The following is a 26,205-nucleotide window of genomic DNA, read 5'->3' as shown; positions in this document are numbered from 1 at the left end:
AGGCGGAGGACGCCATGCACTTCACGGTCCTTGGAACGGTGTCGGCCCAGGTCGAAGGCCGAGTGGTGGCACTGGACGGCAGCAAGCAGCGCACCGTGCTGGCCGCCCTGCTCCTGGCCCGCGGCAAGGTCATGACGGACGAGCGGCTCACCACGCTGCTGTGGGGCGAGGAGCCACCGGCCAGCAGCACCCACCAGCTCTACACCTACGTGTCCCGGCTGCGGACCCGCCTCGGCGTCCGCCACGGCCTGGAGCGGGTCGGCTCCGGCTACCGGATGGACAGGGGGGACGCCGCCTTCGACTGGGACGCCTTCGGGCGACTGACCGCGGCGGGCCGGGCCGACCTGGCGGCCGGACGGTACGACGACGCCGAACGCGGCCTCGCCGCCGCCCTCGCGCTGTGGCGCGGACCGGCCCTGACGGACGTCACCGACCGGCTGACGGCGGCCGAGGGGCCCCGCATGGAAGAGGCCCGCCTCGGCGCGCTGGAGGACCACACCGAGGCCGCACTCGCCCTGGGCCGGCACGCGGACGCGGTCCCCGCCCTGACCCGCCAGGTCGACCGGCACGCGGTACGGGAGCGGCTGCGCGGCCAGTTGATGACCGCGCTGTTCCGCTGCGGCCGCCGGGCCGACGCCCTGGCCGTGTACGAGGAGGGGCGGCGCGTGCTGGCCGAGGAGCTCGGCATCGACCCGGGTCCCGCACTGCGCGCGCTGCGCCAGAGCGTCCTGACGGGCACCGTCCCCGCGCCCCGGGCCCCCGGGCGCACGACCGGAGCCGCGATGCTCGCGCCGGCCGGGCGCGGCGGCTGGCCCGGCCCGGTGCCCGCGCTGCTGCCCGCCGCGCCCGCCGACTTCACCGGCCGCGAGGAGGAGATCGCCGAGATGCTCGCGACCCTGCGCACGGGCCGGGACGCCGTCGTCACCGGGGCACCCGGCATCGGCAAGACGGCGCTGGCCCTGCGGGCGGCGGAACTGGGCCGCGGCGCCTTCCCGGACGGCCAGCTCTACGCCGACCTGCGCACCCCCGCCGGCGCCGCCCGCACCCCGTACGAGGTGCTCGGCTGGTTCCTGCGCGCCCTGGGCACCGAACCCGCCCGGCTACCGGACGGCCTCGACGAGCGCGTGCAGCTCTACCGGACGCTGCTCTCCGGGCGGCGCGTCCTCGTCGTCCTCGACGACGCGGACGACGACGACCAGGTGCGCCCGCTCCTGCCGGGCGGCGACAGCCGCACCGTCGTCACCGGCGCCCGCCCGCCCCTGGCCTCGCTCGCGGGGACCCGGCTGCTGCGCCCGGCCCCGTTGACGCCCGCCCAGGCCGTGGCGCTGCTGGCGTCGGTGGAGGGAGCCGGCCGCATCGCGCGGGACCCGCGATCGGGCGCGCGGATCGCCGAGTTCTGTGACCGGCTTCCGCTGGCCCTGCGCATCGCGGGCGCACGACTCGCCGCCCGTCCGCAGTGGACGGCCGCCCGCCTCGCGGCCCGGCTGGAGCCCGAGGAGCGCAGGCTGGACGAGCTCCGGCTGGGCAGCTCGGACGTACGGGCCGCCCTCACCCGGGCGGTCGACCGGCTGCCGCCCGATGTCCGCGCGGCCTTCGACGCCCTGGCGGGAGCGGGCCGGACGCGGGTGACGGTCGTCGAGGTGGCCGGCCTGCTGGGGACCGGAACCGAGGAGGCCGAGGCGCTGCTGGACCACCTGAGCGACGCGTGCCTGCTGGACGGCTGGAGCGTCGCCGGCGATCCCTGGCCGCACTACCGCTGCGCGCCGCTCGTCCGGCTGCTCGTCCGCGAGCGCGGCCGTCCCGCGCTCGTCGCCTGAGCCCCTCCGGGCCCGTGGCTCAGCCGCAGCCCCCCGCGTGGCCCACGTCGAGCCCGTACAGCTCGGCGGGGACGCGGGAGTCCTGGGCCTCGGACATGAGCGCGGTGAGCTTCTCGACGTAGTCCGCGAGCAGTGCGGCCCAGGGCGCGGCGCTGTCGCGCAGCAGGATCTCGTGGTGCCGCGACGCCCGCTGTTCGATCTCCGTCAGGAAACTCAGCACGTCGGGCGCCTTGAGCGGGGTGATCTCGCTTTCGAACATCTCTGCTCCTGTGTCATCAGGACCTCATACGGGTCCCGCACGAGCACAGGTTCGGCCGCGTCGATAGCCGAAAACATGCGTGGTTCTGTACCGGGCCGCCCCTCCCCGGACCCGCCGATACAGATTCCGTACAGAGGGCCGCGGCGGCGGCCGCGGGCGTCGGTTGCATGAAGCTGCCACGTTCCGCCGACCCCGCGGCGGATCGGCCTAGGGTGGCCCGCGACCTACCGAGGGAGCACCTTCATGACCCGATTGGCCGACGGCGCGATCGACGACATATCCCTGACGCTCATCATCCTCGCGACCGCGGCGGTCCTGGCGGGCGTCGTCTTCGGTGTGTCGACGGCCTCCCGCCGGTTGCTCGGCATCAGGGTCGGCCCCGTACGCGCCCTCTGCGCCGGACTGGCGGGCGTGGCGACCCTGGCCGTCCTGGAGAAGGTGATGGGCGACACCCAGGACGGGAGCGCGCTCTCCACCATCCAGATCCCGCTGGCCCTCCTCGCCGCGATGGCGGTCCTCGTCTTCGTCGAGGTGTTCCTCCCCTACGGCAGCTGGTCGAGGCCGCTGCAGGCGCTGCGGGGGATGGGCGACCGGATGCGTCGCGCCCGTCGCTACTCCCAGATCAGCCGCATCTTCATGCGGCACGGCCTGAGTCGGATGCTGCGGGGTCGGGTGGCCTGGGAACGGGCGCTGCGGCCCGGGGAGTTCGGCGAGAAGTCGGCCCGCTCCGCCCGGCTGGCGCTGGAGGAGTGCGGCGGAGCGCTCATCAAGATCGGGCAGTTGATGTCCACCCGGCGGGACCTGCTGCCCCCGCACTTCATCGACGAACTGAGCCGACTGCAGAGCAACGTGCCCCCGGCGCCGTGGCCGGAGGTGGAGGCGGTCCTGCACAAGGAACTCGGCAAACCGGTCGCCGACGTCTTCGAGTGGATCGAGCACAAGCCGCTGGCCGCCGCCTCGATCGCCCAGGTGCACAGGGCCCGGCTGCTGGGCGGCCCGACCGTGGTCGTCAAGGTGCAACGGCCCGGCATCCGGGAGACGGTCGAGCGGGACCTCGGCATCGTCATGGCCATCAGCGGGAGCCTGGAGAGCCGGACGCGGTCGGCGCAGACCTTCGGGCTGCGCGAACTGGGCCACGGGTTCGCCGAATCGGTGCGCGAGGAACTGGACTTCCGCATCGAGGCCCGCAATTCGAGCGCCGTGGCCTCGGCGAGCGGGGGGTTGGAGCCCGATGCGCCCGTCCGCATCCCGCGGGTGTACTACGAGTACACCTCGGCCCGGGTCCTGGTGCAGGAGTGGTTGGAGGGGGTGACCCTGGACCGGGCCGGACCGGTCGCCGACCGGGCGGGTCTGGACCGGGAGGAGCTCGCCCGGACGGCCTTCAACGCCGTCCTGCACCAGATCCTGCGCGTGGGCGTCTTCCACGCGGACCCCCACCCGGGCAACATGCTGCTGCTGGAGGACGGGCGGATCGGGCTGCTCGACTTCGGTTCCGTGGGCCGCACCGACACCTCGATCCGGCTCGCGATCCAGGAGCTGTTGGTGGCGGTGGACCGCGGGGACGCCGCGGGGCTGCACGACGCGCTGCTGATGCTGCTGGGCACGCGGGCCACCACCCACGAGGACCTGATGCCCGACCCGGCCCTGTTGGAGCGGGAGCTGGGCCGGTTCATGGCCCGCCACCTGGGAGTGGGCGCGCAGCCGGACACGGAGATGTTCACCGCCCTGTTCCGGATGCTCTCCCGGTTCGGCCTGGCCGTCCCGCCCGAGGTCGCGGCCGTCTTCCGCGCGCTCGCCACGATCGAGGGAACGCTCACCCAACTCGCGCCGGAGTTCAACCTGTTGGACGAGGCCCGGGGGTTCGCCGTCGCGATGCTCATGGACCGTCTCAGCTTCGGCGCCGCGAAGCGCAGGACGACGGGCGGGACGACGACGGGAAGGGCGAGGACGGGGCGGGGGGAGGGCGCGGGCGACGGGGGCACGGGGAGCTTCGGCGTCCCCGATCTCTCGGCCCTGGCCCACGGCGCGGCCCAGGAGGTGCTCGCCGTCCTGCCGATGCTCCGCAGGCTGCCCCGCAGGGCCGAGCGCATCAGCGCCTCATTGGAGGAGGGCCGGCTCGGGGTCCGGGTCCGCGTGCTCGCCGACGAGAGGGAGCGGCGCTTCGTCTCGGGGCTCATCCACCAGATCACCGTCACCCTGTTGGCCGCCTGCACCGGGCTGATGGGGGTGGTGCTGGTGGTGTTCGGCACCGACCGGGGACCGCGGCTGACCGGGAAGCTCGAACTCTTCCCGCTCCTCGGCTACCACGCGCTCGTGGTGAGCGCGATCCTCATGCTCAGGGCGCTGTACACGGCGATGCGCCGCCCCACCTGACCGGCGGGCGGGCGGCGGCCGCCGGCCGGGTCAGAGGAGCACGGGCAGCGCCTCCAGCGGGCGGACCACCACGTTCTGCTGGTACCGCAGCTCCGCGGGATCGACCGCGAGCCGGACGTCGGGGAACCTCTCGAAGAGCCGACGGGCGGCGATCTCGGTGATGACCTTCGCCATGTGGGCCCCCGAGCAGTAGTGGATGCCGAAGCCGAAGCTGAGGTGCGCCGGCTTGTGCCGGTCGAGGTCCAACCGGTCGGGGTGGTCCGGGAACTGCTCCTCGTCCCGGTTGGTCGACATCACGCTGATGATGACGACCTCGCCCGAGGGGATCGTCACCCCGCCGAGTTCGACCGGTTCGGTCGTCACGCGCTGGAGGGCGTTGCTGATGGGGCTGACGTAACGGATCAGCTCGTCCATCGACTTGCCCCAGCGGGCCGGCGAGGCCAGCAGCTCGGCCCGCTCGACCGGGTGGGTCAGCAGCGCCGCGATGACCCCGCCGACCAGGCTGGCGGTGGTGTCGTTGCCGCCCGTCATCAGGGCGAAGCCGGTCGAGAGGATCTCGGTCGGGGTCAGGCGCCGTTCCGGGGCCGCGTGGATCAGGGCGGACAGCAGGTCCTCGCCCCCCTGCCGTTCCTTGTGCGCGATCAACTCCGCCATGAAGGACGACAGTTCCTGGATGTTGGCGTCCAGCACCCCCGAGCCGTCGGCGGGCGAGTAGGTGCGCAGCGCGGCCGACCAGCGCAGGAAGTCGGGCCAGGCCGAGGCCGGTGCGCCCATCAGCTCGGCGATGGCGATGACCGGCAGGGGGTCGGCGTAACCGGCGATGAGGTCCGGGACCGGCCGTCCGGCCAGCCCGTCCAGCAGCTCGTCGGCGATCTGCTCCACCTTCGGGCGCAGGGCCTCGGCCCGGCGCGGGGTGAACGCGAAGCTGATGGCGCGCCGGAGCGGGGTGTGGCGCGGCGGCTCGACGTTCGCGAGGTGGTTGGCCTCCTCCGCGGGCGGGGCCAGCACGCGGCCCGAGCGCTGCGACATCAGCTGGAAGTGCACGTGGATGTCACGGCTCAGCCGTGGGTCGGCGAGCGCGGCCTTGGCGTCCTCGTACCGCGTCACCACCCAGGCGCGGCCGCCGCCGGGCATGGACAGTTCGCGGACGGGGCTCTCGCGGCGCACGTGCTCCAGCACCGGAAAGGGGTTCTGGGTGAAGTCGTTGGTGAGCATCCAGAACTTGGAAAGTGCCCTGGTGCCAGTCATATCCGTCCTCCGTGCCCTAGGCGCCGGCGGCTGCCCTTTCGTGGGACGTTATGGCGCTCCCGCGCTCGGCGCAGGCCCGATCTCAAGAGTTCTATCTGGCCTCGGAACCGGAAGACGGAAGGGGCGAGTATCTATGCCGATTGGCAGATGCGTCCGTCCCGGACCGCTCCTAGTCTCAACTCAATTGCCGGACCACGGTGCACAGTGCTCCGGTCATCGACTGTCAGAATTCAAACCCGATATGGGGAGTGTGAGTCGTGTGACCGCGACGATCTCGACGAAGCGGCAGATTGCCGCCCGAGCAGTGGGCGTGACCAAGCTGTACGGCGAGGGCGAGGCGCAAGTAGCGGCTCTGCGCGGGGTGAACGTCGACCTGGTCGGCGGTGAGTTCACCGCGATCATGGGGCCCTCGGGCTCCGGCAAGTCCACCCTCATGCACTGCCTCGCCGGGCTGGACACCATCACCGCGGGTGACGTGTTCATCGGGGACGCCCAGGTCAACGGGATGTCCGACAAGGACCTCACCGCACTGCGCCGGACCCGTATCGGTTTCATCTTCCAGCAGTTCAACCTGCTGCCGACGCTGACGGCGCAGGAGAACATCCTGCTGCCGCTCGCCATCGCCGGACGCAAGCCCTCCCAGGACTGGTACGACCGGGTCGTCGACACCGTCGGCCTGTCCGAGCGGCTCTCCCACCGGCCCACGGAGCTCTCCGGCGGGCAGCAGCAGCGCGTGGCCTGCGCCCGCGCCCTGGTGTCACAGCCCGAGGTGATCTTCGCCGACGAGCCGACCGGCAACCTGGACTCCACCTCGGGCACCGAGGTGCTGAGGTTCCTCCAGCACTCGGTGCGCACCCTGGGCCAGACCATCGTGATGGTCACGCACGACCCCAACGCCGCCTCGTACGCGGACCGGGTCATCTTCCTGGCCGACGGCGCGATCGTGAACGAGCTCCGGGAACCGACGGCGGACTCCGTCCTCGACATGATGCGGCAGATCGACGTCCGCACGACGGTGGCGTGATGCTGAACGCAACCCTCAAGAGCCTGCTGTCGCGGAAGTTCCGCCTCATCCTGTCCGGTCTCGCGGTCGTGCTCGCCGTGATGTTCGTGTCCGGCGCGATGGTCATCCGCGACACGCTCGACCGTTCCCTGAACGCGCAGTTCAACGGGGCCTACGACGACATCGCCCTCCAGGTCTCGCTCGCACCCAAGCTGGACACCGGAACCGGTGACGCGGCCGCGGCGGTGCCCCCCGTGGACGCGGCGGCCGTGGACCGCGTCTCCAAGGTCGCCGGGGTCGGCGCCGCCACCGGGCTGGTCAAGGCCGAGGGCGCGCGCGCCGTCGGCAAGGACGGCAAGGTCGTGGCGAGCACCGGTGGCCCCCGCTACGGCGAGAGCTGGCGGGGCGAGAGCAAGCTGATCAGCCTCCGTGCCGGCCACGAGCCGCGGACGGACACCGAGGTGGTGATCAACGCGGCCCTCGCCAAGAAGGGGGGCTTCTCGGTCGGTGACCAGATCGGCGTGCTGACCCACGAACCGAAGCGGACCTTCACCGTCGCCGGCGTCTTCGGATACTCCCTGGACCGCGACTCGGTGGGCGGGGAGCAGACCGTGGCCTTCACCGCCCCGGTCGCCCAGGAGCTGATGATCGGCAAGGCCGGCGGATTCACCGGGATCGCCGTCGCCCCGGCACCGGGCGCCTCGGTCGCCTCGGTGAAGGCGGCGCTGACGACGGCACTCGGCGAGAACTTCGAGGTGAACACGGGCGAGGAGCTCGCCAAGAAGGCCTCGGACAAGTCCCGGGGCGTCCTGAGCCTGATGAACCAGGTGCTGCTCGGGTTCGCCGCGGTGTCGGTGCTCGTCGGGATCTTCCTGATCGTCAACACCTTCTCGATCATCATCGCCCAACGGCTGCGGGAACTGGCCCTGATGAGGGCCCTGGGCGCCAGCCGCGGCCAGATGATCCGCTCCGTCCTCGTGGAGTCCTTCGTGGTGGGGCTGGTCTCCTCCGCCCTCGGCCTGGCCGCCGGCATCGGGATCGGCGCCCTGGGCGCCGATCTGCTGGCCGGTGCGATCGACGGCCTCAAGGTGGCCTCCCTCGGCGTCCCGGCGAGCGCCGTGGTCACGGCGTTCACCGTGGGCATCCTGGTGACGATGCTCTCCGCGCTCTTCCCGGCGATGCGGGCGGCGAAGGTGGCCCCCATCGCGGTCATCCGTGCCGCCGCCGCGCCCGAGGGCAAGGGCCGCAAGCAGACCTGGACCGGCTCGATCCTGCTCGGTCTCGGTGTCGTCCTGCTGGCGCTCGGCCTCTTCGGCTCGGGCGGGATCTCACCGATCCTCACCGGTGTCCTGCTGGCCTTCGTCGGCATCGCGCTGCTCACCCCGCTGATCAGCCGTCCCTCCGTCTGGGCGCTGGGTGCGCTCTTCTCCCGCTCGCTCCCCGGCCAGCTCGGCCGGCGCAACTCGGCCCGCAACCCGCGGCGCACGGCCGTCACGGCCTCGGCCATGATGATCGGCGTCGCGCTGGTCACGGCGCTCAGCACGGTCGCCTCGTCCTCCGAGGACAGCATCAACAACGACATCTCGCACAACCTCAAGGCCGACCTGGTCGCCTTCGGCGAAGGCGACACGGCGGCCTCGGCGACCATCGACCCGGGCGCACTGGCCCGGGCGGCCCAACTGCCCGGGGTGAAGAACATCGCGGCCGCGATGTACGACTCCGGGACGGTGTCCAAGGAGGTGCAGGGCGTCTCCTCCTGGCAGAACTGGGCCACGGCGCGCGAGGTGCTCGGCCTGCGCGTGCACGACGGATCCATCGACGCCGTGGACAGCGGAACCGTGGTCATGAACGCGGCCACGGCCAAGGCCCGCGGTGCGAAGGTCGGCGAGAGCCTGACCGTCCAGCTCCAGCGCGGCGAGCCGCGGACCTACAAGGTCGCCGGCGTCTTCGAGGACACCGCCCTCGCGAACGGCCTCATCGTTCCGTGGGCCGACGCGGAGGCCGGATTCGGCAACAAGCTGCCGACCCAGGCGTTCATCCAACTGCGGGACGGCACGCCGGTGGCCGGCGTACGGGCCCAGATCGAGGACCTGTTCAAGGACAGCCCGGAGGTGGCCCTCTCCACCCGGGCGCAGGTGATCGAGAAGTTCAGCAGCGGCTTCGCCATGATGCTCACGGTGGTGCAGGTGCTGCTCGGCGTGGCGATGCTCATCGCGGTGCTCGGCATCATCAACACCCTCGCCCTGTCCATCCTCGAACGCACCAAGGAGATGGGCGCCCTGCGCGCGATCGGCCTCAGCCGGGGCCAGACGGTGCGCATGATCATGACCGAATCGGTGGTGATCTCGCTGTTCGGAGCGGTGCTCGGGATCGTGGTCGGCGGTGTCCTCGGACTCGCCGTGGCCCATGCGATGAAGGACCAGGGCGTCAGCGAACTGTCGCTCCCCTGGTCGCAGATGCTGGCCTACCTCATCGGTGCGGCCGTGGTCGGTGTCATCGCGTCGATCGCGCCGGCCCGCCGCGGCGCCCGGCTCAATGTGCTGACGGCCATCAGCCAGGCGTGACCGGGGCGCGCTGACGACCCCGCGCCGAGGGCGCCCCCGCAGGACGCGGGGGCGCCCTCGGCGCGTGCGCCCCGCAGAGTGGTTGCAGCTTCCTGCCTCATCCATTGCCCCTGCCTCGTGGGTGGGCTGATATGGACTCGATTTCACCGGACACCACCGCCACGGCGGGCGGGACCGGTGAAGCCGATCGTGGTCTACCAAAAAGACGGGGGGCGAGATGCACGAGCGGGAATTCCGCGCTTTTGTGTCCGTGGCTGAGATTGGGCGCATGGACCGTGCCGCGAAAGTGCTCGGGTATTCGCAGCCCGCCATCAGCTACCAGATCAAGTGTCTGGAACAAATGCTGGGCACGAAACTCTTCACCCGCGATTCCACGGGAGCGACGCTCACCCGGGAGGGACGGATGATCCTTCCGTCCGCGCGGGCCGTACTGGTGCTCATCGACAGCATGAAGGGCGTGTGCGCGGCGTGACACGGCCCGCGGCCGCCGCCCGTCCGGTTCTCCGCTCCCGCACGCGGCCGTGAGCTCCTCCCTCCACGAAAGCGAAACCGCCCCATGAATCCTTCCGTTTCCGCCCCCGCACGTCCCGCCGCACCCGGAAGGCCGGCGTCGGTGGCCGGCGATCGATTACCCCCGTGGTCCGCGCGTGCCGCGCTCGCCGCGATCCTCGTCCTCGCCGCCGGCCTCTACGGCTGGTCCCTGGGAAGCCTGGGCTGGGGGAACGTCTACTACTCGGCGGCCGCCAAATCGATGGGCACGAGCGCGACCAACTTCCTCTTCGGCTCCTACGACGCGGCCGGAGTGATCACGGTCGACAAACCGCCGAGTTCCCTGTGGCCGCAAGTGCTCAGCAGCAAGGTCTTCGGAGTGCACGGATGGTCACTGATCCTCCCCCAGGTGCTGGAGGGCGTGGCCGCCGTCCTCGTACTGCACCGCACGGTACGGCGCTGGGCCGGTGAGGGCGCGGGACTGCTCGCCGCCCTCACGCTGACCCTGACGCCCATCACCGTCGCCATCAACCGCGACAACAATCCCGACACCCTGCTGGTCCTGCTGCTCGTCGCGGCCGCCTACGCCCTGACCCGGGCCCTGGAGGGGGCCGCCGCCGGACGCTCGGCGACCTGGTGGCTCTGCGCGAGCGGCTTCCTGATCGGGTGCGGGTTCCTGACCAAGATGCTGGCCGCCTGGATGGTGGTCCCCGCCTTCGCCGCGGCCTGGCTCGTGGGCGGGGCGGGCACCGTGGCCGCCCGGCTGTGGCGGCTGCTGGCCGCGGCCGCGGTGCTGGTCGCCTCCTCCCTCTGGTGGATCGCGCTGGTCGAGGCGTGGCCGGGGGAGCGCCCCTACATCGGTGGCGGCAGGGACGGCTCCGCCTGGGACCTGGTGGTCGGCTACAACGGCCTCGGGCGGATCTTCCACGCCGAGGACGCCGCCGGGAGCAGCGACGTCTTCGGCGGCCCCGCGGGCGCCGGCCGCCTCTTCAACGAGCAGGTGGGCGGACAGATCAGCTGGCTGCTGCCGCTCTGCGCCGTCGCACTGGTGGTGGCCGTGACGGCAGCGGTGCGGCGCCGGCGCGGTCGACTGGCCGCCGACGCGACGGTACCCACCTCCGGCTGGGTGCTGTGGAGCGTGTGGCTCATCGTGTGCGCGGGCCTGTTCTCGACCCAACGCGGCGTCTTCCACCCCTACTACACCAGCCTCCTCGCGCCGGCCGTCGCCGCGCTGTGCGGCGGGCTGCTGTCCGCACTGGTACGGGCGCACCGCGCGGGCGCGCGCTGGGCGGTCCCGGCCGCGGTCGCCGCCGTCGTCGGGTCGAGCGGTTGGGCCGTGGCGGTCATCCGCCGCGCCCCGGACTGGCACGGCTGGCTCGTCTGGCCGGTGCTGGCGGCCGGCCTCCTCGCCGTCGCGCTGCTCGGGGCCTCCCGCCTGCGCGGCGCCCTGCTACCCGCCGCGCTCTGCGGCGCGGTGGTCGCCGTACTGCTGGCGCCCGGCGCCTGGGCGGCGAGCGTCCCGGGATCCCCCCAGGTCATGGGCGGCCTCAACCCGATCGCGGGGCCGACGAAACTACCGCCCGTGCCCAGCAGCAGCGCCCGACTGACCGCACTCCAGCAGCAGATCCTCGGGTACGTCACCGAACGGGCGGGCACCGGGCGGATCGCCCTGGCCGTCGAATGGGGATCCATGGGCGCCTCGTCCTACATCCTGAACACCGACGCCCCGGTCATCGGCATGGGCGGCTACGGCGGTGACAACGACGCGCCCTCGGTCCGGCAGCTCCAGGAATGGACCGCCGGCGGCGAACTGCGCTACGTGCTCAGCGCGGACGGAAGCGCCCCGGGAGCCGAGATGTTCACCCGGCGGACCCACTGGATCAGCGAGCACTGCGCCAAGGTCCCCGCCACCGCCTACGGGGGCCCGCCGCGGCCCGCGCAGGCACCCCCGGCCATGGGATTCGGCGACGACGTCATCCTGTACGACTGCGCGCCCAAGTGACGGCGGGATCAGCCGGCGAGGCCGTTGTCCCACACCCAGGCCGCGATGCCGACCCGGTTGCGGGAGTCGAGCTTGCGCTGGATGTTGGCGACGTGGGTCTTGGCGGTGCCGGCCGAGATGAAGAGCTCGGTACCGATCTCCGCGTTGGTGAAACCCTTGGCCACCAGCCGGGCGATCTCCGTCTCGCGCTCCGTCAACGCCTCGACCGGCTGCCCCGCCGCGCCGACGGCCCTCGCCTGCGCGGGACGGTGCAGGTGTTTGAGAAGGCGCACGGTCAGTGACGGGCTGATCAGGGTGTCGCCCGCCATCGCGGCGCGCACCGCTTCGATGAGCAGCGTCGTTCCCGACCGCTTCAGCAGGAACCCGCAGGCACCGTTGCGCAGCGCGGTGTGCACGTACTCGTCGAGGTCGAAGGTGGTGACGACGACCACCCGCACGGGCTCCTTGACCTGGGGGCCGGCGAGCCGTCGCGTCACCTCCAGTCCGTCTAGGCGCGGCATGCGGATGTCGGCGAGCACGATGTCCGGCTTCAACTCCTCCGCGAGGGCGAGGGCTTGGACACCGTCGGCCGCCTCGCCGACGACCTCCATGTCCGGCTGGCTGTCCAGGATCAAACGGAAACCGATGCGGACGGCTTCCTGATCGTCTGCGAGAAGTATGCGGATCGTCACGTCCAGCACCGTAGTTGCAGGTCGCGCAGGTCACCAACGCGGCGTATTCAAAGATTCTCTGCGGGCTTCGCTCGGGATTCGGCCACTGACAGCCTCGGGAGGGTTGCGACCCGAGCGCCACGCACGGCGCCGGCCCGATGTTTTGGAGTGGTGAATGGGTATGGCTCCCCCCGGAAAACTCAGAGTGCTGACCACGACGACCGCCATGGCGGCACTCTGCCTCACCCTGCTCGGCGCCGAGTCCCCCGCGGCGGCCGGATCCGGCGGGAAGACCCCGGCGTCCCGCTCGGCGTTCCTGGCGGCCCCCGCGGGCCTGCCCGTCCAACCGGCCTGGCCGTCGGGCGAGTTCGCCGGCGGCTCCGGAGCGCTCACGGGAGGCCCGGCCGCGCCGGCCCCCACCGGACCCGCCGACGGGGCCGCCCTCACCGACTCCGTGCCCCGGCTCGCCGCCGAGCCGCGGAGCGGCGCGGCCGCCTACGAGTTCGTCGTCTCCGACGGAGCCACCGCGCGCACCGGCCTGGTCACCTCGTCCGGCTGGATCGACGCTCCGCAGTGGCAGGTTCCGGCCGGACTGCTGAAGGACGGCGGACAGTACAAGTGGACCGTGCGGACCAAGGACCGCGGCGGGCGCGCCGGCGCCGATGCCCCCACCCGTTCCTTCTCCCTGAACCAGCGGCTCGGTGCCCAGGCCCCCGGCGGCCCGGTGCCCACGGACACCCTCGGCCCCGTCACGGTCGCCCTGCCCACGGGGAACGCCGCCGTCTCCGTCACGACACCGCAGGTGTACTCCGGTTCCGGCGTCCTGGGGGCGACCTTCCGCTACGACTCCCAGGCCGTCGCCACCTCGGCGGGGCTGACCGGCTCGTACTACCCCGGTGACGCGGACTCCGGCATCGCCGCCGGCGAGAAGGCGGCGTTCGTACGGACCGACTCCCGCATCGGCTTCCGCTGGGGCGCCGAGGCCGCCTACCCGGGGGGCGCGCCCGCCGCGCCCTTCCGCGTCCGGTGGACCGGGCGGTTGCAGGTGCCCGCCGACGGTGTCTACCGGCTCGGCGGCTCCTACGACGGCGGCGTGCGGATCCTCGTGGACGGCCGGCCGGTCCTCGACGAATGGCGGGGCACGCACCCCGCCGGCGCCCGCGAGGTGTACGGCCGGGGCGTCGCGCTCCGGGCCGGGCAGGCCCACGACGTCACGGTCGAGTACCGCCGCGGCGCCGGCGGCGCGGAGGCCGGGCTGTGGATCAGCCGGGCGGGCCGATCCGTTCCGGTACCGGCGTCCTGGCTGCAACCGGCCGGCGCCGTGCTGCCGCCGGGATGGAGCGTGACACCGGGCGCGGCCGGCCCGGACACGGCCGGCGCGGCGAACGCGGCCAACGCCGCCAAGGCGGCGAACGCCGCCGACGCGAGCGACCCGGCGGCCGGGAAGGTCTCCCGGGGCGCGGAACCCGCCCCGTCCGCGGCCCCGGCCCGCGGTGCCCGCAAGGCGCCGGCGCCCGAGCGGCGCACGGCCGGTACGGACGCCGCGCGCGCGGGGATCCAGAGCGCCGAGGACAGCGGGCTCACGTTCTTCTACGCCGGCAGTACGGAGTGCGCGGACGGCGCGGCGCCGGCCGGCTACGTCTGCGCCGTCCGGGTCCCCTCGGCGGGCACGACCCAACTCGTCTACCGGGGCGGGAAGTTGGTCCGCTTCGTCAACCCGGGTGAGGAGACGACCGACTTCGGCTTCGCGGCGGACCACCGGCTCACGGCCGTGCGCCCGCCGCTCGTCATGGACTGGATCGCGGCCGGCCCCCGCGGGCGCGACACCGCGGCCGCCCAGTACCAGATCGCCTACCGCGGGGCTTCGGCAGCGGTGGCCGAGGTGACCGCACCCGACCCGGCGGGCACCACCGGCCACCCCGAGCGGCGCCCCCAGCACTCCTACACCGTCTCGCCCGGCTCGGCGCAGGTGCGCACCGCCGGCATCGGCACGCCGCAGGGCTGGACCCGCGAGGTGACCTTCGACCCCGCGGGCCGGCTGGCCACGGACACGGACGCGACCCTGCGCACCGAGCGCTTCACCTGGACGGCCACCGACGCCCCGGCGTCGACGACCGACGCCGCCGGCCGCATGAGCACGACCGTGTACGACGGGAACGGCATGCCCACGGGGTCGTACGGGCCCGGCCCGCGCGAGTGCTTCGGCGCGGACCTGCGCCCGCTCACCCCGGCCCCCGGCGCCTGCGCCAAGGTCGCGGCCACGACCACCTCGTACGGTCCGACGGGATCGCGGACCGAGCGCGCGGACTCCGACGGCGTGCCGCAGCAGGTCGTCGAGACCCGGCTGGGCCCCATCGGTCTGCCCCTGGCCACCGTCGCCGACCCCGACGGCCTGGCCCTGAGCACCGGCTACGAGTTCGACGAGGCCTTCCGGCTGACGGCCCAGGTCGCGCCCGGCGGCGGGAAGAAGACCACCGCCTACTACGGGCCGACGGAGGACGCCGACAACCCCTGCACGCCCGCGCACGACCCCGCCCCCCAGCGCGGTCTGCCGAAGTCCGTCAGCCTGCCCGATCCGGCGACCGGCTCGACGCGGGTGGAGAAGCTCGTCTTCAGCGCACGGGGCCTGCCGATCGCCGTGACCAACGGCGCCAAGGACTGGACGTGCGTCACCTACGACGCGCGCGGCCGGATGTCCGCCACCGCCGTGCCCGCGGACGCCAACGCCCCGGCGCGGACCGTGCGGTTCGACCTCGCGGTCGGGGGCGACCCGCTGGCGTCGCGCGCCACCGACAGCCTCGGCACCGTCAGCTTCACCACCGACCTGCTGGGCCGCACGACGCGCTTCACCGACGTCCACGGCACCCGCACGGACACGGAGTACGACCGCGCCGGGCGACTCGTCCGCGAGCGCGTGACGCTGCCGACGCCGCTCGACGCACCGCAGGTCAAGACCCTCCGCTACGACGCGGCCGGCCGGATCCAGGCCGTGTCGCTCGACGGCACCGCGCTCGCTTCCGTCCGTCACGACGCGGGCGGGGACGTCGCCGCCGTGGACTACGCGAACGGCGCGCGGCTCGCCGTGGAACGCGACCCGCAGGGCCGGACGGTCGCCAAGAAGTGGACCCTCGCGGACGGGCGCACGCTCGCCAGCACGGTCACCCGGTCCCGGTCCGGCACCATCGTCGACGAGTCGACGGCGGGCGAGGACCCGCGCCCGGACGGCCCCAACTACCGCTACGACGCGGTCGGCCGGCTCGTCGACGCCTACGTCACCGGGCACCACTACGGCTACGACTTCACCTCGCCCGCCGCCACCGACTGCCCCGCGGGCACCGCCGCGAACGCGGGAGCGAACGGCAACCGGGTCGCCCTCGTCGACCGCACGGCGTCCGGCACCGCCACCACCCACTACTGCTACGACGGCGCCGACCGGCTGCTGGCGACCACCGGCGCCCAGGTGATCGACCACCCCCGCTACAGCGTCGCCGGCGCCCTGGCCGGCTACGACCTGGGCGGGACGCCGACGGGCCAGCTCTTCGACGCCGCCGAGCGCTACATCGGCAAGAGCGCCGGAGGTCCCGACCCGGCCGTGATCTCCTACCCGGGCGACATGCTCGACCTGCACGCGGGCCGGACGATCGCACAGGGACCGGCCGCGGCCACCTTGCTGTACGGGTACACCAGCGCCGCCGACCCCCAGCTCGACCTCGTCATGGACCGCGACAAGAGGCTCCTGACCCGCACCGTCGCACTGCCGGGCGGGGTGGTCCACGTGGCCAAGGGGCGTTCGTACCGGGGCGAGGCCAGCTGGAACCTGCCCACCGTCCGCGGTGACGTCTTCCTCGTCGCCGGCGCCGACGGCCGCCAGCGGGGCGACCTCTACCGCTACGGGCCCTACGGGGAGGCACTGCTCGCCGACGGCCGCGTGGACGCCGACCACGTACCGGACAACCTGCCCGGCGAGAACGACTACGCCTGGCTGGGCCAGTACGAGGTCCGCTACGAGCACGCCGGGAGCAACGCGGCGTACTTCCTGCGCACCCGCGTCCTGGAGCCCGTCACCGGCCGGTTCTCGGGACCCGTGACGCACGGTCCCTTCGCCAACCCCTACGACTACGGATCCGGCGATCCGATCAACCACGTGAGCGTCGACGGAGTCGGCCTGAAGGAGGAGGACAAGTGACGGCAGAGCAGTTCACCGCGGCGGACACCGAGGTCGTCGAGCACGGCGGGACCCGACTGGTCCGCGTCACCCCGCTGCACGACGGTGACCGCCGGGACTGGTTCCGGCGCAACACCGGGGCCCTGCGCGCCGCGATGTACGAGCACGGCGCGGTGATGGTCAAGGACAGCGCCCTGGCCGAGCAGGCCGAACTCGCCGAACTCGCCGCGGAGATCGGAGGGGAGACCCTGGAGTACAACGAGCGCTCCACGCCGCGCAGCCGGGTCACCGGAAACGTGTACACCTCCACCGAATATCCGGCCGATCAAACGATTCCCCAGCACAACGAAGCGGCCTATTCGGAATCCTGGCCGCACAACGTCTTCTTCTATTGCGCGCTGGCCGCGCGGAGCGGCGGCGAGACCCCGGTGGCCGACAGCGCGGCGGTTCTCGACCGCCTCCCGGTCGCCCTGGTGGAACGCTTCGCCGCACACGGGGTGCTCTACACCAGGACGTACCGCCAGGGCATGGGCCTCTCCTGGCAGGAGGGGTTCCAGACCGAGGACAAGGGCGAGGTGGAGAGCTACTGCGCCGACCACGCCATCGTGACCGACTGGGACGGTGACGTCCTGCGCACGCGACAGCGCCGGCCGGCGCTGATCGTGCACCCGGTGACCGGGAAGCGGGTGTGGTTCAACCAGGCGCACCTCTTCCACGTCAACGCCCTCCCGGAAGACGTGCGGGAGGGCCTGCTGGAGCTCTGCGGGGCGGACGGCCTGCCGCGCAACGCCTACTACGGCGACGGCACGCCCATCACCGCCGACGAGCACGCCGTCATCACCGCCGCCTACCAGGAGGCGACGCTGGCCGAGGAATGGGCCACCGGGGACCTGATGATGGTGGACAACATCCTCACCACGCACGGCCGGCGCCCCTTCACCGGCGAGCGCAAGGTGCTCGTCGCCATGACCCGGCGCACGAGCTGACCGACCGCCGGGCGCCCGCCACGGAGCGCCCGGTCCCGGGACCGGAACCCCCGCCGGTTCAGGGCCCTGATGCCCGGCCTCCCCCCGGCCGGGCATTCGGCGTTCCCGGCCCGCGGGCGCCGCCCCCCCTACGCGGCGAACCCCGCCCCCAACAGCTCGATTTACATTCTTCGATATGCGATTCAGGGCGGATCGAAGTTTTTCATGAGCCCGAAGCCGTCGGTGCAGATCTTCGTAGTGTGGGTGCCGGATGTTTCGTCGCGCTTACGCAATCGAGGTGGATGGCAATGGCCGATCAGAATCGGTACGAAATGCCGTTGACGGCCGCCCAGTCCGGCATGTGGCTCGCGCAGCAGATGAATCCGGACAACCCCATGTACAGCATCGCGGAATGCGTGGAGATACACGGTGGGGTCGATCCGGAGGTCTTCGAGGCCGCGCTGCGCCGCGTGGTCGACGAGGCGCAGACCCTGCGGATCCGCTTCGTGGCGGGCCCCGACGGACCGCTCCAGGTCATCGCCCCCGCGCCGCGGGAGCTGCTGCACGCGCTGGACGTGAGTTCCCTGGCCGACCCCGCGGCCGCCGCCGAGGAGTGGATGCTCGCCCGCACCGCGGAGCCGGTCGACCTCGCCGGGGGTCCGCTCTTCACCTTCGGCCTGATCAAGCTCGCCGCGGACCGCCACACGTGGTTCAGCCGCGTGCACCACGCGATCGTCGACGGCTACAGCTGGTCCCTGATCGTCGCCCGGGTCGCCTCGCTCTACACGGCGATGGCGGCGGGCGAGGAGGCGCCGGCCACGCCGTTCCACCCCTTCGCCCGGCTCGTCGAGCAGGACGCCGACTACCGGGGCTCCGAACGGTTCGCCGCGGACCGCGCGTTCTGGACCGAACACCTCGCGGCCCTCCCCGCCCCGGTGAGCCTCGCCCCGCGCCCCACCCGGGTGCCGACCGATCACGTCCGGCAGACCGGCGAGGTGTCCGCCGCCGCGGCCGACGCGCTGCGCGCCCTGTCCCGGGAGATCGGGGTCAGCTGGCCGACGGCGGCGGTCGCGGGCATCGCCGCCTACCTGCACCGCCTCACCGGCGTCGAGGACGTCGTGCTCGGCCTCGCCGTCGCCGCCCGCCCCGACGCGGTCGCCCGGGCCACCCCCGGCATGGTGTCCAACGCCGTACCCGTCCGCCTCACGGTCCGCGCGGACACCACCGTGGCGCAGCTGCTGCGCGCCGCGAGCGACGAGGTCCACACCGTCCTGCGCCACCAGCGCTACCGCTACGAGGACATCCACCGCGACCTGGACCGGGTGGGGGAGCGCAAGAGGCTCTGGGGCCCCGAGATCAACCTCATCATGTACGGCCAGCGACTCTCCTTCGCGGGCCACCCGGCCACGGTGCGCGGCTTCTCGATCGGCCCCGAGGAGGACCTCTCGCTGATCGTGGACAACCGCGAGGCGAACGACGGCTTCCTCGTCGACCTCCACGCCAACGCCGACCTGTACGACGCGAACGCGGCCCGCGGACACCGCGACGGGCTCGTCGGCTTCCTCTCCACCCTCGCCGCCGCCGACCCCGACCAGCGGCTCGACGCACTCGACCTGCCCCTGCCCGCGCACTGGACGCCGCCCGCGGACCCCGCGGCCGCCGCGGCCGCCGACGGGGACCGCCGCCGGGAGCCCGCGCCCTACCGGGCACCGGGCACCCCGCGCGAGGAGCGGCTGTGCGCGCTGGTCGCCGAGGTGCTCGGCGTGCCGCGGGTCGGTCTCGACGACGACTTCTTCGCCCTCGGCGGCCAGTCGCTGAGCGCCATCCGCCTCCTCAGCCGGATCCGCGAGGTCTTCGGCGCCGAGCTGTCGATCCGCACGGTCTTCGAGGAGCCGACGGCGGCAGCCCTGGCGGGGCGGATCGAAGGCGCCCGCCGCGCCCGCCGTTCGGTGGCGCCCATGCCGCGGCCCGCCGAGGTCCCGCTGTCGCCCGCACAGCAGCGCCTCTGGTTCATCGACCGGTTCCAAGGAGCCACGGGCGCCTACAACATGGGCCTCGCCCTGCGCCTCGGCGGCCGGCTGGACCGAGCGGCGCTCGCGGAGGCCCTCGCCGACGTCGTCGCCCGGCACGAGAGCCTGCGCACCTTCTTCCCCGACACCGAGGGCAGGCCGCGCCAGCAGGTCCTCGCCCCCGAGGCGGCACGACCGGTGCTGCGGGACCGGCGGGTCGCGGCGGACGACCTCGACCGCACGGTCGCGGAGGCCGTCGCCGAGGGCTTCGACCTGGCGGCGGCCCCGCCGATCCGGCCGCTGTTGCTGGAGGTCGGCCCCGAGGACCACGTCCTGCTGGTGATCCTGCACCACATCATCGGGGACGGCCTGTCGCTGACCCCCCTCGCCCGTGACCTCGAACGGGCCTACGCCGCCCGGGTGCAGGGGCTCGCACCCCACTTCGAGCCGCTGCCCGTCCAGTACGCCGACTTCACCCTGTGGCAGCGCGAGCTCCTCGGCGCCGAGGACGATCCGCGCAGCCCCGTCGCCGAGCAACTGCGCTACTGGCAGGAGACGCTGGGCGACCTGCCGGAAGAGATCGCGCTGCCGGTGGACCGGCCGCGGCCGGCCGAGCTGAGCCAGCGCGGGGAGATCGTCCGCTTCGACGTCGACGCCGCCCTGCACGCGCGGCTCACCGCCCTCGCACAGGAGCACCAGGTGAGCCTGTTCATGGTGTTCCAGGGCGCCGTGGCACTGCTGCTGAGCAAGCTGGGCGCCGGCCAGGACATCCCGATCGGCGCTCCCGTCGCCGGACGCACCGACTCCGCGCTGGACGACCTCATCGGCTGCTTCGTCAACACCCTCGTCTTCCGCACGGACGTGTCGGGGGACCCGACCTTCGGCGAGCTGCTCGCCCGGGTGCGCGAGAGCACCCTGGGGGCGCAGGCCCACCAGGACGTTCCCTTCGAGCGACTGGTCGAGGCGCTGGGCCCCGAGCGCTCCCGCTCCCGCAACCCGCTCTTCCAGGTCATGCTCGACGTGGACACCTCCCAACCCGCCACCCTGGCACTGCCCGGCCTGACGGCCGTCCCGCAGCAGGTCGACCCCGGCCTGATCAAGGTCGACCTGGTCTTCGGCGCCGAGGAATCGCTGCGCACGGACGGCACGCCGGCCGGCATCGCGGCGCGCCTCGAATACAGCCGCGACCTCTTCGACCGGGAGACCGTCGAAGCGATCGGGGAGCGTCTGCTGCGCCTGCTCGACGCCGCGGCGGCCGATCCCCGGCGGCCGGTGAGCCGGCTCGACGTGCTGTCCGCCGACGAACGGCGGCGCATCCTCGTCGAGTTCAACGACACCACGAGCGGGACGGCACCCGGCGGGAGCTTCCCGGAGATCTTCTCGGCGCGGGCGGCGCTCACCCCGGAAGCACCCGCGGTGCTCTTCGAGGACACCGTGCTGAGCTACGCCGAACTGGACGCCCGCACGAACACCCTCGCGGCGCTGCTCGCCGAGTACGGCGTCGGCCCGGAGAGCCGCGTCGCGGTGGCCCTGCCGCGGTCGGTGGAGTTCGTCGTGGCGGTGCTCGCCGTCCTCAAGGCGGGTGCGGCGTACGTGCCGGTGGACATCGACTACCCGGTGGAACGCATCGCCTACATCCTGGAGGACTCCGCCCCGGCCCTGCTCGTGAGCGTCCGGGAGACCGCCGGGAACCTCCCCGGCGCGGGCGTACCGGTCCTCCTGATCGACGAAGTGGCCTACGGGGCACCCGCCCCGCTCGCGGCGCCGCAGGCCGCGCCGTCCGGGGCCGCGTACGTGATCTACACCTCGGGTTCGACCGGTCGGCCCAAGGGCGTGGTGGTCTCCCACGCCGGCGTCGCGAGCCTGGCCCGGTCGCAGGCGGTGCACCTGGGCGTCGGTCCGGGCAGCCGCGTCCTGCAGTTCGCCTCGCCGAGCTTCGACGCGGCCTTCTGGGAACTGTGCATGGGGCTCCTGACCGGAGCCGCCCTGGTCCTGGCCCCGGCCGAGCGACTGCTGCCGGGCGAGGACCTGGCCGACGTGCTCGCCCGGCACGGCGTCACCCACGCCACCATCCCCCCGGTCGCCCTGGCGGTGCTGACCACCGCTCAGGTCCCGGCCGGGATGACCCTCGTGGTGGCCGGCGAAGCGTGCGCACCGGAGCTCGTGGCCCGCTTCGCGCCCGGCCGCAGGATGATCAATGCCTACGGCCCCACCGAGACGACCGTCTGCGCGACCATGAGCCACCCGCTCACCGCCGACGCGGGCACGCCCCCGATCGGCGGCCCGATCCGCGACACCCGCGTCTACGCCCTGGACGCGGCCCTGCAACCCGTGCCCCGGGGCGTGGCCGGTGACCTGTACGTGGCCGGGGCGGGCCTGGCCCGCGGATACCTGGGCCGGCCCGGCCTGACGGCCGAGCGCTTCGTCGCGGACCCCTACGGCGCGGACGGCGGCCGGATGTACCGGACCGGCGACCTGGTCCGCTGGCGCGCCGACGGGCAGTTGGAGTTCCTCGGCCGCGCCGACGAACAGGTCAAGCTGCGCGGCTTCCGCATCGAACTCGGAGAGATCGAGTCCGTCCTGGCGGCCCACCCGGACGTGGCCCGGGTCGCGCTCGCGGTCAGGGAGGACGAGCCCGGGCGCAAACTGCTGGTGGCCTACGTGGTGCCCGAGGAGGGCCGGCGGACCGAGGCCGCGGAGCTGCGCCGGCACGTGGCCGCCGCCGTTCCCGACTACATGGTGCCCGCGGCGTTCGTCGTCCTCGCCGGCATGCCGGTCACCCCGAACGGCAAACTCGACCGCCGCGCGCTTCCCGCGCCGCAGTTCGGTACGGCCGAAGCCGACGGCGCTCCCCGCGACGAGCGGGAGGAAGCCCTCGCCGCCCTGTTCGCCGACGTACTGGGACTCGCCGGCGTCGGCCTGGAGGAGAGCTTCTTCGAGCTGGGCGGCGACAGCATCCTCTCGATCCAACTGGTCAGCAAGGCCCGACGGCTGGGGCTCGACCTCTCACCCCGGGACGTCTTCGAACACAAGACGGTGGCCCGGCTCGCCGAAGTGGTCACGCCGCTGGCCGCGGGTCCCGTCGTCTTCGACACGGACGCCGGCATCGGCGAGCTGACCGCGACCCCGATCATGCGCTGGTTGGAGGACCGCGGCGGCCCCGTCGACACCTTCAACCAGTCGATGCTGCTCCAGGTGCCCGCCGGCCTCGACGCGGGGGAGCTGACCACCGCGCTCCAGGCGGTGCTCGACCGGCACGACGCCCTGCGCATGTGCCGCCGGCCGGGAACCGGGAGCCAGCCGTGCACCTACGAGATCGCCGGGCGCGCGGACGTACGGGCTGAACGGCTGCTGCGGACGGTCGACATCACCACCCTGGCGGACGACCGGCTCGGCGAGGTCATCGGCGCCGAGGCCCGCGCGGCCTGGTCACGGCTGGCGCCGGAGGCGGGGGTGATGCTCCAGGCCGTCTGGTTCGACGCGGGCGCGGAGCGGCCCGGCAGGCTGCTCCTGGCCGCCCACCACCTCGTGGTGGACGGGGTGTCCTGGCAGATCCTGCTCCCCGACCTGCGCGCCGCCCACGAAGCCGTCGTCGCCGACAAGGACCCGCAGCCGGCTCCGGTGGGCACACCGCTGCGGCACTGGGCGGATCTGCTGCGCTCGGAGGCCCTGCGGGACACCCGGGTGGCGGCGGAGACCACGCTCTGGACCGAGGCCCTGCGCCTTCCGGCCCCCACCCTGGTGGACGCGGAACTCGACCCGGAGCAGGACGTCGTGGGCACCGCGAGGAAGCTGAGCCTGAGCCTGACCACCGAGCAGACCCAGCGCCTGCTGACCAGCGTGCCCGCGGCCTTCCACGCCACCGTCCAGGACGTCCTCGTCACCGCCCTCGCGCTGGCGGTCACCGACTGGCGCGAGCGCCGCGGACGGACCGGCGCGGGGGACGTCCTCCTGGACATCGAGGGGCACGGCCGCGAGGAGATCGCCGAGGGCCTCGACCTGTCCCGCACGGTGGGCTGGTTCACCAGCCTCTACCCCGTCCGCCTCGACCTCGACGTCGCGGACCGCGAGGAGCTGTGGTCCGGCGGGGCGCCGGCGGGCGCCGCGCTGCGCACCGTGAAGGAACACCTGAGGTCCCTGCCGGACGGCGGCATCGGCTACGGCCTGCTGCGCCACCTCAACCCCGTCTCGGGGCCGGAACTGGCGGCCCTCGCCCGGCCGCAGATGCTCTTCAACTACTTCGGGCGGGCCGCGGCCCCGGGCGACACGGCGAGCGCCGACTGGGGTCCGGCCGCCGAGTCCCAGGTCGTCATCGGCGACGGCGACGCGCGGCTCGCGCTCACGCACGTCGTGGAGGTCAACGCCCTGGCCCAGGAGCACCCCGACGGTCCACGGCTCCTCGCCTCGTGGACCTGGCCGGAGCGGCTCCTCGCCGAACCGGACGTGCGCGAGCTCGCCGAAGGGTGGTTCCGGGCGCTGGACGCGCTCATCGAGCACGCGCAGGCGCCGGACGCCGGCGGCTACACCCCATCGGACCTGGCTCTGGTGGAACTTTCCCAAGACGAGATCGACATGCTCGAAGCCGAGTGGAGGACGTTGTAATGACGAAGTCGGGTCCCGAGGACATCCTTCCCCTGTCGCCGCTGCAGGAGGGCCTGCTCTTCCACGCGCTGTACGACGAGCAGGGCCACGACGTGTACACCGTCCAGGTCGTCCTCGACCTGGCCGGCACCGTCGACGTGGCGGCCCTGCGGGCCAGCGCCGTCACCCTGCTGCGCCGCCACGCCAACCTCCGGGTCGGCTTCCTGCACCCGAAGCAGAGCCGGCCCGTCCAGGTGGTCGCCCGGCAGGTCGAACTGCCGTGGGAGGAAACCGACCTGGCGGGCCTCGACGCCCCCGAGCGGGCCGCCGAGCTGGAGCGCCTCCAGATCCAGGAGCAGGCCCGGCGCTTCGACCTGGCCCGTCCGCCCCTCATGCGCTTCCGCCTGATCGACCTCGGCGACGGGACGTACCGGCTCCTGTGGACGTTCCACCACCTGCTGCTCGACGGCTGGTCCACCTCCGTCCTGCTCGGCGAGTTCTTCGAGCTCTACGGCCACGCGGGCGACGACCGCGCACTGCCCAAGGTCACCCCCTACCGGGACTACCTCGCCTGGCTGGCCAAGCAGGACCGGGGCGCGGCCGAGTCGGCGTGGCAGCAGGCGCTCTCCGGCCTCGACGAGCCGACCCGGCTGGGCGGCGGCCAGGGGCAGGGGCACGCCGTCGTCAAGCCCGAGCTGGTGTTCCTGGACCTGCCGGCCGACACCACGGAAGCGATCGCCGCCGTGCTGCGCGGGCACGGGCTGACCTTCAACACGGCCCTCCACGCCGCGTGGGCCGTCGTGCTGGGCGCGCTCACGGGCCGGGAGGACGTCGTCTTCGGCACGGTCGTCGCGGGTCGCCCGCCGGAGATCACCGGGTCCGAGCGGATGGTCGGCATGCTGATCAACACGCTGCCGGTCCGGATCCAGGTGCCGACGCGGGCTCCGCTGCTCGACGTCCTCGGTCGCATCCAACGCGAGCACACGGACCTGATGCCGCACCAGCACCTCGGCATGAGCGACATCCAGCGGGTCTCCGGGCACGCGGAACTGTTCGACACCTACGTCGCCTTCGAGAACTTCCCCTTCGACCTGGAGGCGCTGCGCACCCAGGCGGGCGGCCTGCGGATCGAGAACTTCGAGGTCATCGACGCCAACCACTACCCGCTGTGCCTGATCGCGCACATCGAGGACGGCCGTCTGCGGCTCCAGTTCAGCTTCCGTCCGGATGTGTTCGGGCGTGGGGTGGTGGAGTCGATCGCCGCTCGTGTGGTGCGGGTGTTGGAGTCGGTGGTCGGTGGTGTGTCGGGTGTGGTGGGTTCGGTGGAGTTGTTGTCGGGTGAGGAAGCGCGGTGGTTGTCGGGTGGGGGTGTGTCGGGTGGTGAGGTGCCGGAGGCGGTGACGTTTTCGGAGTTGTTCGCGGGGCAGGTGGCGCGGACTCCGGGTGCGGTGGCGGTGGAGTCGGTGGGGGAGTCGTTGTCGTATGCGGAGTTGGATGCTCGGGTGGAGCGTCTGGCCGCGTATTTGGTGGGTTTGGGGGTGGGTGCTGAGGGGGTTGTGGCGCTGGTTCTGGGTCGTTCGGTGGAGTCGGTGGTGGCTTCGTTGGCGGTGATGCGGGCGGGTGCTGCGTTTTTGCCGGTGGATCCGGATTATCCGGCGGAGCGTGTGGAGTTCATGTTCGGTGACGCGCGTCCGTCGGTGGTGGTGACGTGTGCGGAGTTCGCGGGTGTGGTGGCGGGTTTCGATGGTGTGGTGGTGGTTGTGGATGAGGTGGTGTTGCCGGAGTTGGAGCCGGGCGATTCGGTTGTTCCGGGTCCGGTGTCGGTTTCTTCGCCGGCGTATGTGATTTATACGTCGGGTTCGACGGGGGTGCCGAAGGGTGTGGTGGTGACGCATGCGGGTTTGGCGGCGTTCGCGTCGTCGGTGCGTGAGCGTTTCGCGGTGTCGGGTTCGAGTCGGGTGTTGCAGTTTTCTTCGCCGAGTTTTGATGCGTCGGTGTTGGAGTTGTGCATGGCGTTGACTTCGGGTGCTGCTTTGGTGGTGCCCGAGGTGGGGGCGTTGGCGGGTGAGCTGTTGGCGGA

Annotated in this window: 13 protein-coding genes; 10 read left to right on the top strand and 3 right to left on the bottom strand. The window is 72.8% G+C overall.

All coding sequences use genetic code 11. The annotated features are described in order from the left end of the window. Positions 1 to 14: 14 nt before the first annotated feature. Positions 15 to 1,817 (top strand): AfsR/SARP family transcriptional regulator, encoded by a 1,803-nt coding sequence (locus tag ACZ4UB_RS34205; protein ID WP_468076355.1) that lies wholly within the window; start codon positions 15 to 17, stop codon positions 1,815 to 1,817. Between the two features lie 19 nt (positions 1,818 to 1,836). Here ACZ4UB_RS34205 and ACZ4UB_RS34200 read toward each other — a convergent pair whose 3' ends face one another. Continuing rightward, complete coding sequence (locus ACZ4UB_RS34200) at positions 1,837 to 2,076, bottom strand: DUF6269 family protein (protein WP_468076353.1); 240 nt, start codon at positions 2,074 to 2,076, stop codon at positions 1,837 to 1,839. Between the two features lie 243 nt (positions 2,077 to 2,319). Here ACZ4UB_RS34200 and ACZ4UB_RS34195 point away from each other — a divergent pair, with 243 nt between their 5' ends. Beyond that, on the top strand, positions 2,320 to 4,449 hold the full coding sequence (locus ACZ4UB_RS34195) for an ABC1 kinase family protein (protein ID WP_468076351.1): 2,130 nt from the start codon (positions 2,320 to 2,322) through the stop codon (positions 4,447 to 4,449). Positions 4,450 to 4,479: 30 nt separating this feature from the next. Here the strand turns inward: ACZ4UB_RS34195 and ACZ4UB_RS34190 are convergent, their stop codons facing one another. Then, positions 4,480 to 5,697 carry a cytochrome P450 family protein gene (locus tag ACZ4UB_RS34190; protein ID WP_468076349.1) on the bottom strand — a complete coding sequence of 406 codons (1,218 nt, stop codon included), beginning with the start codon at positions 5,695 to 5,697 and terminating at the stop codon, positions 4,480 to 4,482. A 241-nt stretch (positions 5,698 to 5,938) separates the two neighbouring features. Between ACZ4UB_RS34190 and ACZ4UB_RS34185 the strand changes: the two genes are divergently transcribed. The 4 genes from ACZ4UB_RS34185 (at position 5,939) to ACZ4UB_RS34170 (ending at position 11,755) form a co-directional block, all read left to right on the top strand. Beyond that, positions 5,939 to 6,721: an ABC transporter ATP-binding protein gene (locus ACZ4UB_RS34185; RefSeq protein ID WP_468076347.1), complete on the top strand. Its 783-nt coding sequence runs from the start codon at positions 5,939 to 5,941 to the stop codon at positions 6,719 to 6,721. Continuing rightward, entirely contained in the window at positions 6,721 to 9,264 is a 2,544-nt protein-coding gene (locus ACZ4UB_RS34180) for an ABC transporter permease (protein ID WP_468076345.1), read from the top strand. Before ACZ4UB_RS34185 ends, ACZ4UB_RS34180 begins: the two co-directional genes overlap by 1 nt. Positions 9,265 to 9,481: 217 nt before the next feature. Further along, positions 9,482 to 9,736 (top strand): LysR family transcriptional regulator, encoded by a 255-nt coding sequence (locus ACZ4UB_RS34175; RefSeq protein ID WP_399263373.1) that lies wholly within the window; start codon positions 9,482 to 9,484, stop codon positions 9,734 to 9,736. A 141-nt stretch (positions 9,737 to 9,877) separates the two neighbouring features. Continuing rightward, complete coding sequence (locus ACZ4UB_RS34170; RefSeq protein WP_468076343.1) at positions 9,878 to 11,755, top strand: ArnT family glycosyltransferase; 1,878 nt, start codon at positions 9,878 to 9,880, stop codon at positions 11,753 to 11,755. Positions 11,756 to 11,763: 8 nt separating this feature from the next. On the opposite strand, the gene ACZ4UB_RS34165 is transcribed toward ACZ4UB_RS34170, so the two are convergent. Beyond that, positions 11,764 to 12,426, bottom strand: coding sequence for a response regulator (locus ACZ4UB_RS34165; RefSeq protein ID WP_468076341.1), 663 nt, complete (start codon positions 12,424 to 12,426; stop codon positions 11,764 to 11,766). Positions 12,427 to 12,610: 184 nt separating this feature from the next. On the opposite strand from ACZ4UB_RS34165, the gene ACZ4UB_RS34160 reads away from it, so the two are divergent. From ACZ4UB_RS34160 to ACZ4UB_RS34145, 4 genes are all read left to right on the top strand, one after another. Continuing rightward, positions 12,611 to 16,591 carry a PA14 domain-containing protein gene (locus ACZ4UB_RS34160; protein ID WP_468076339.1) on the top strand — a complete coding sequence of 1,327 codons (3,981 nt, stop codon included), beginning with the start codon at positions 12,611 to 12,613 and terminating at the stop codon, positions 16,589 to 16,591. After that, positions 16,588 to 17,556, top strand: a complete 969-nt coding sequence (locus ACZ4UB_RS34155; protein WP_468076337.1) for a TauD/TfdA family dioxygenase — start codon at positions 16,588 to 16,590, stop codon at positions 17,554 to 17,556. The genes ACZ4UB_RS34160 and ACZ4UB_RS34155 overlap by 4 nt, the downstream gene beginning before the upstream one ends. 287 nt (positions 17,557 to 17,843) lie before the next feature. Further along, positions 17,844 to 24,146, top strand: coding sequence for an amino acid adenylation domain-containing protein (locus ACZ4UB_RS34150; RefSeq protein ID WP_468076335.1), 6,303 nt, complete (start codon positions 17,844 to 17,846; stop codon positions 24,144 to 24,146). Then, a partial coding sequence (locus ACZ4UB_RS34145) for a condensation domain-containing protein (protein ID WP_468076333.1) occupies positions 24,146 to 26,205 on the top strand: 2,060 nt, incomplete at its 3' end. The genes ACZ4UB_RS34150 and ACZ4UB_RS34145, both read left to right, overlap by 1 nt.

The organism is Streptomyces sp. NPDC028419 (assembly GCF_055565515.1).
This window is presented reverse-complemented; position numbering and strand designations above follow the sequence as displayed.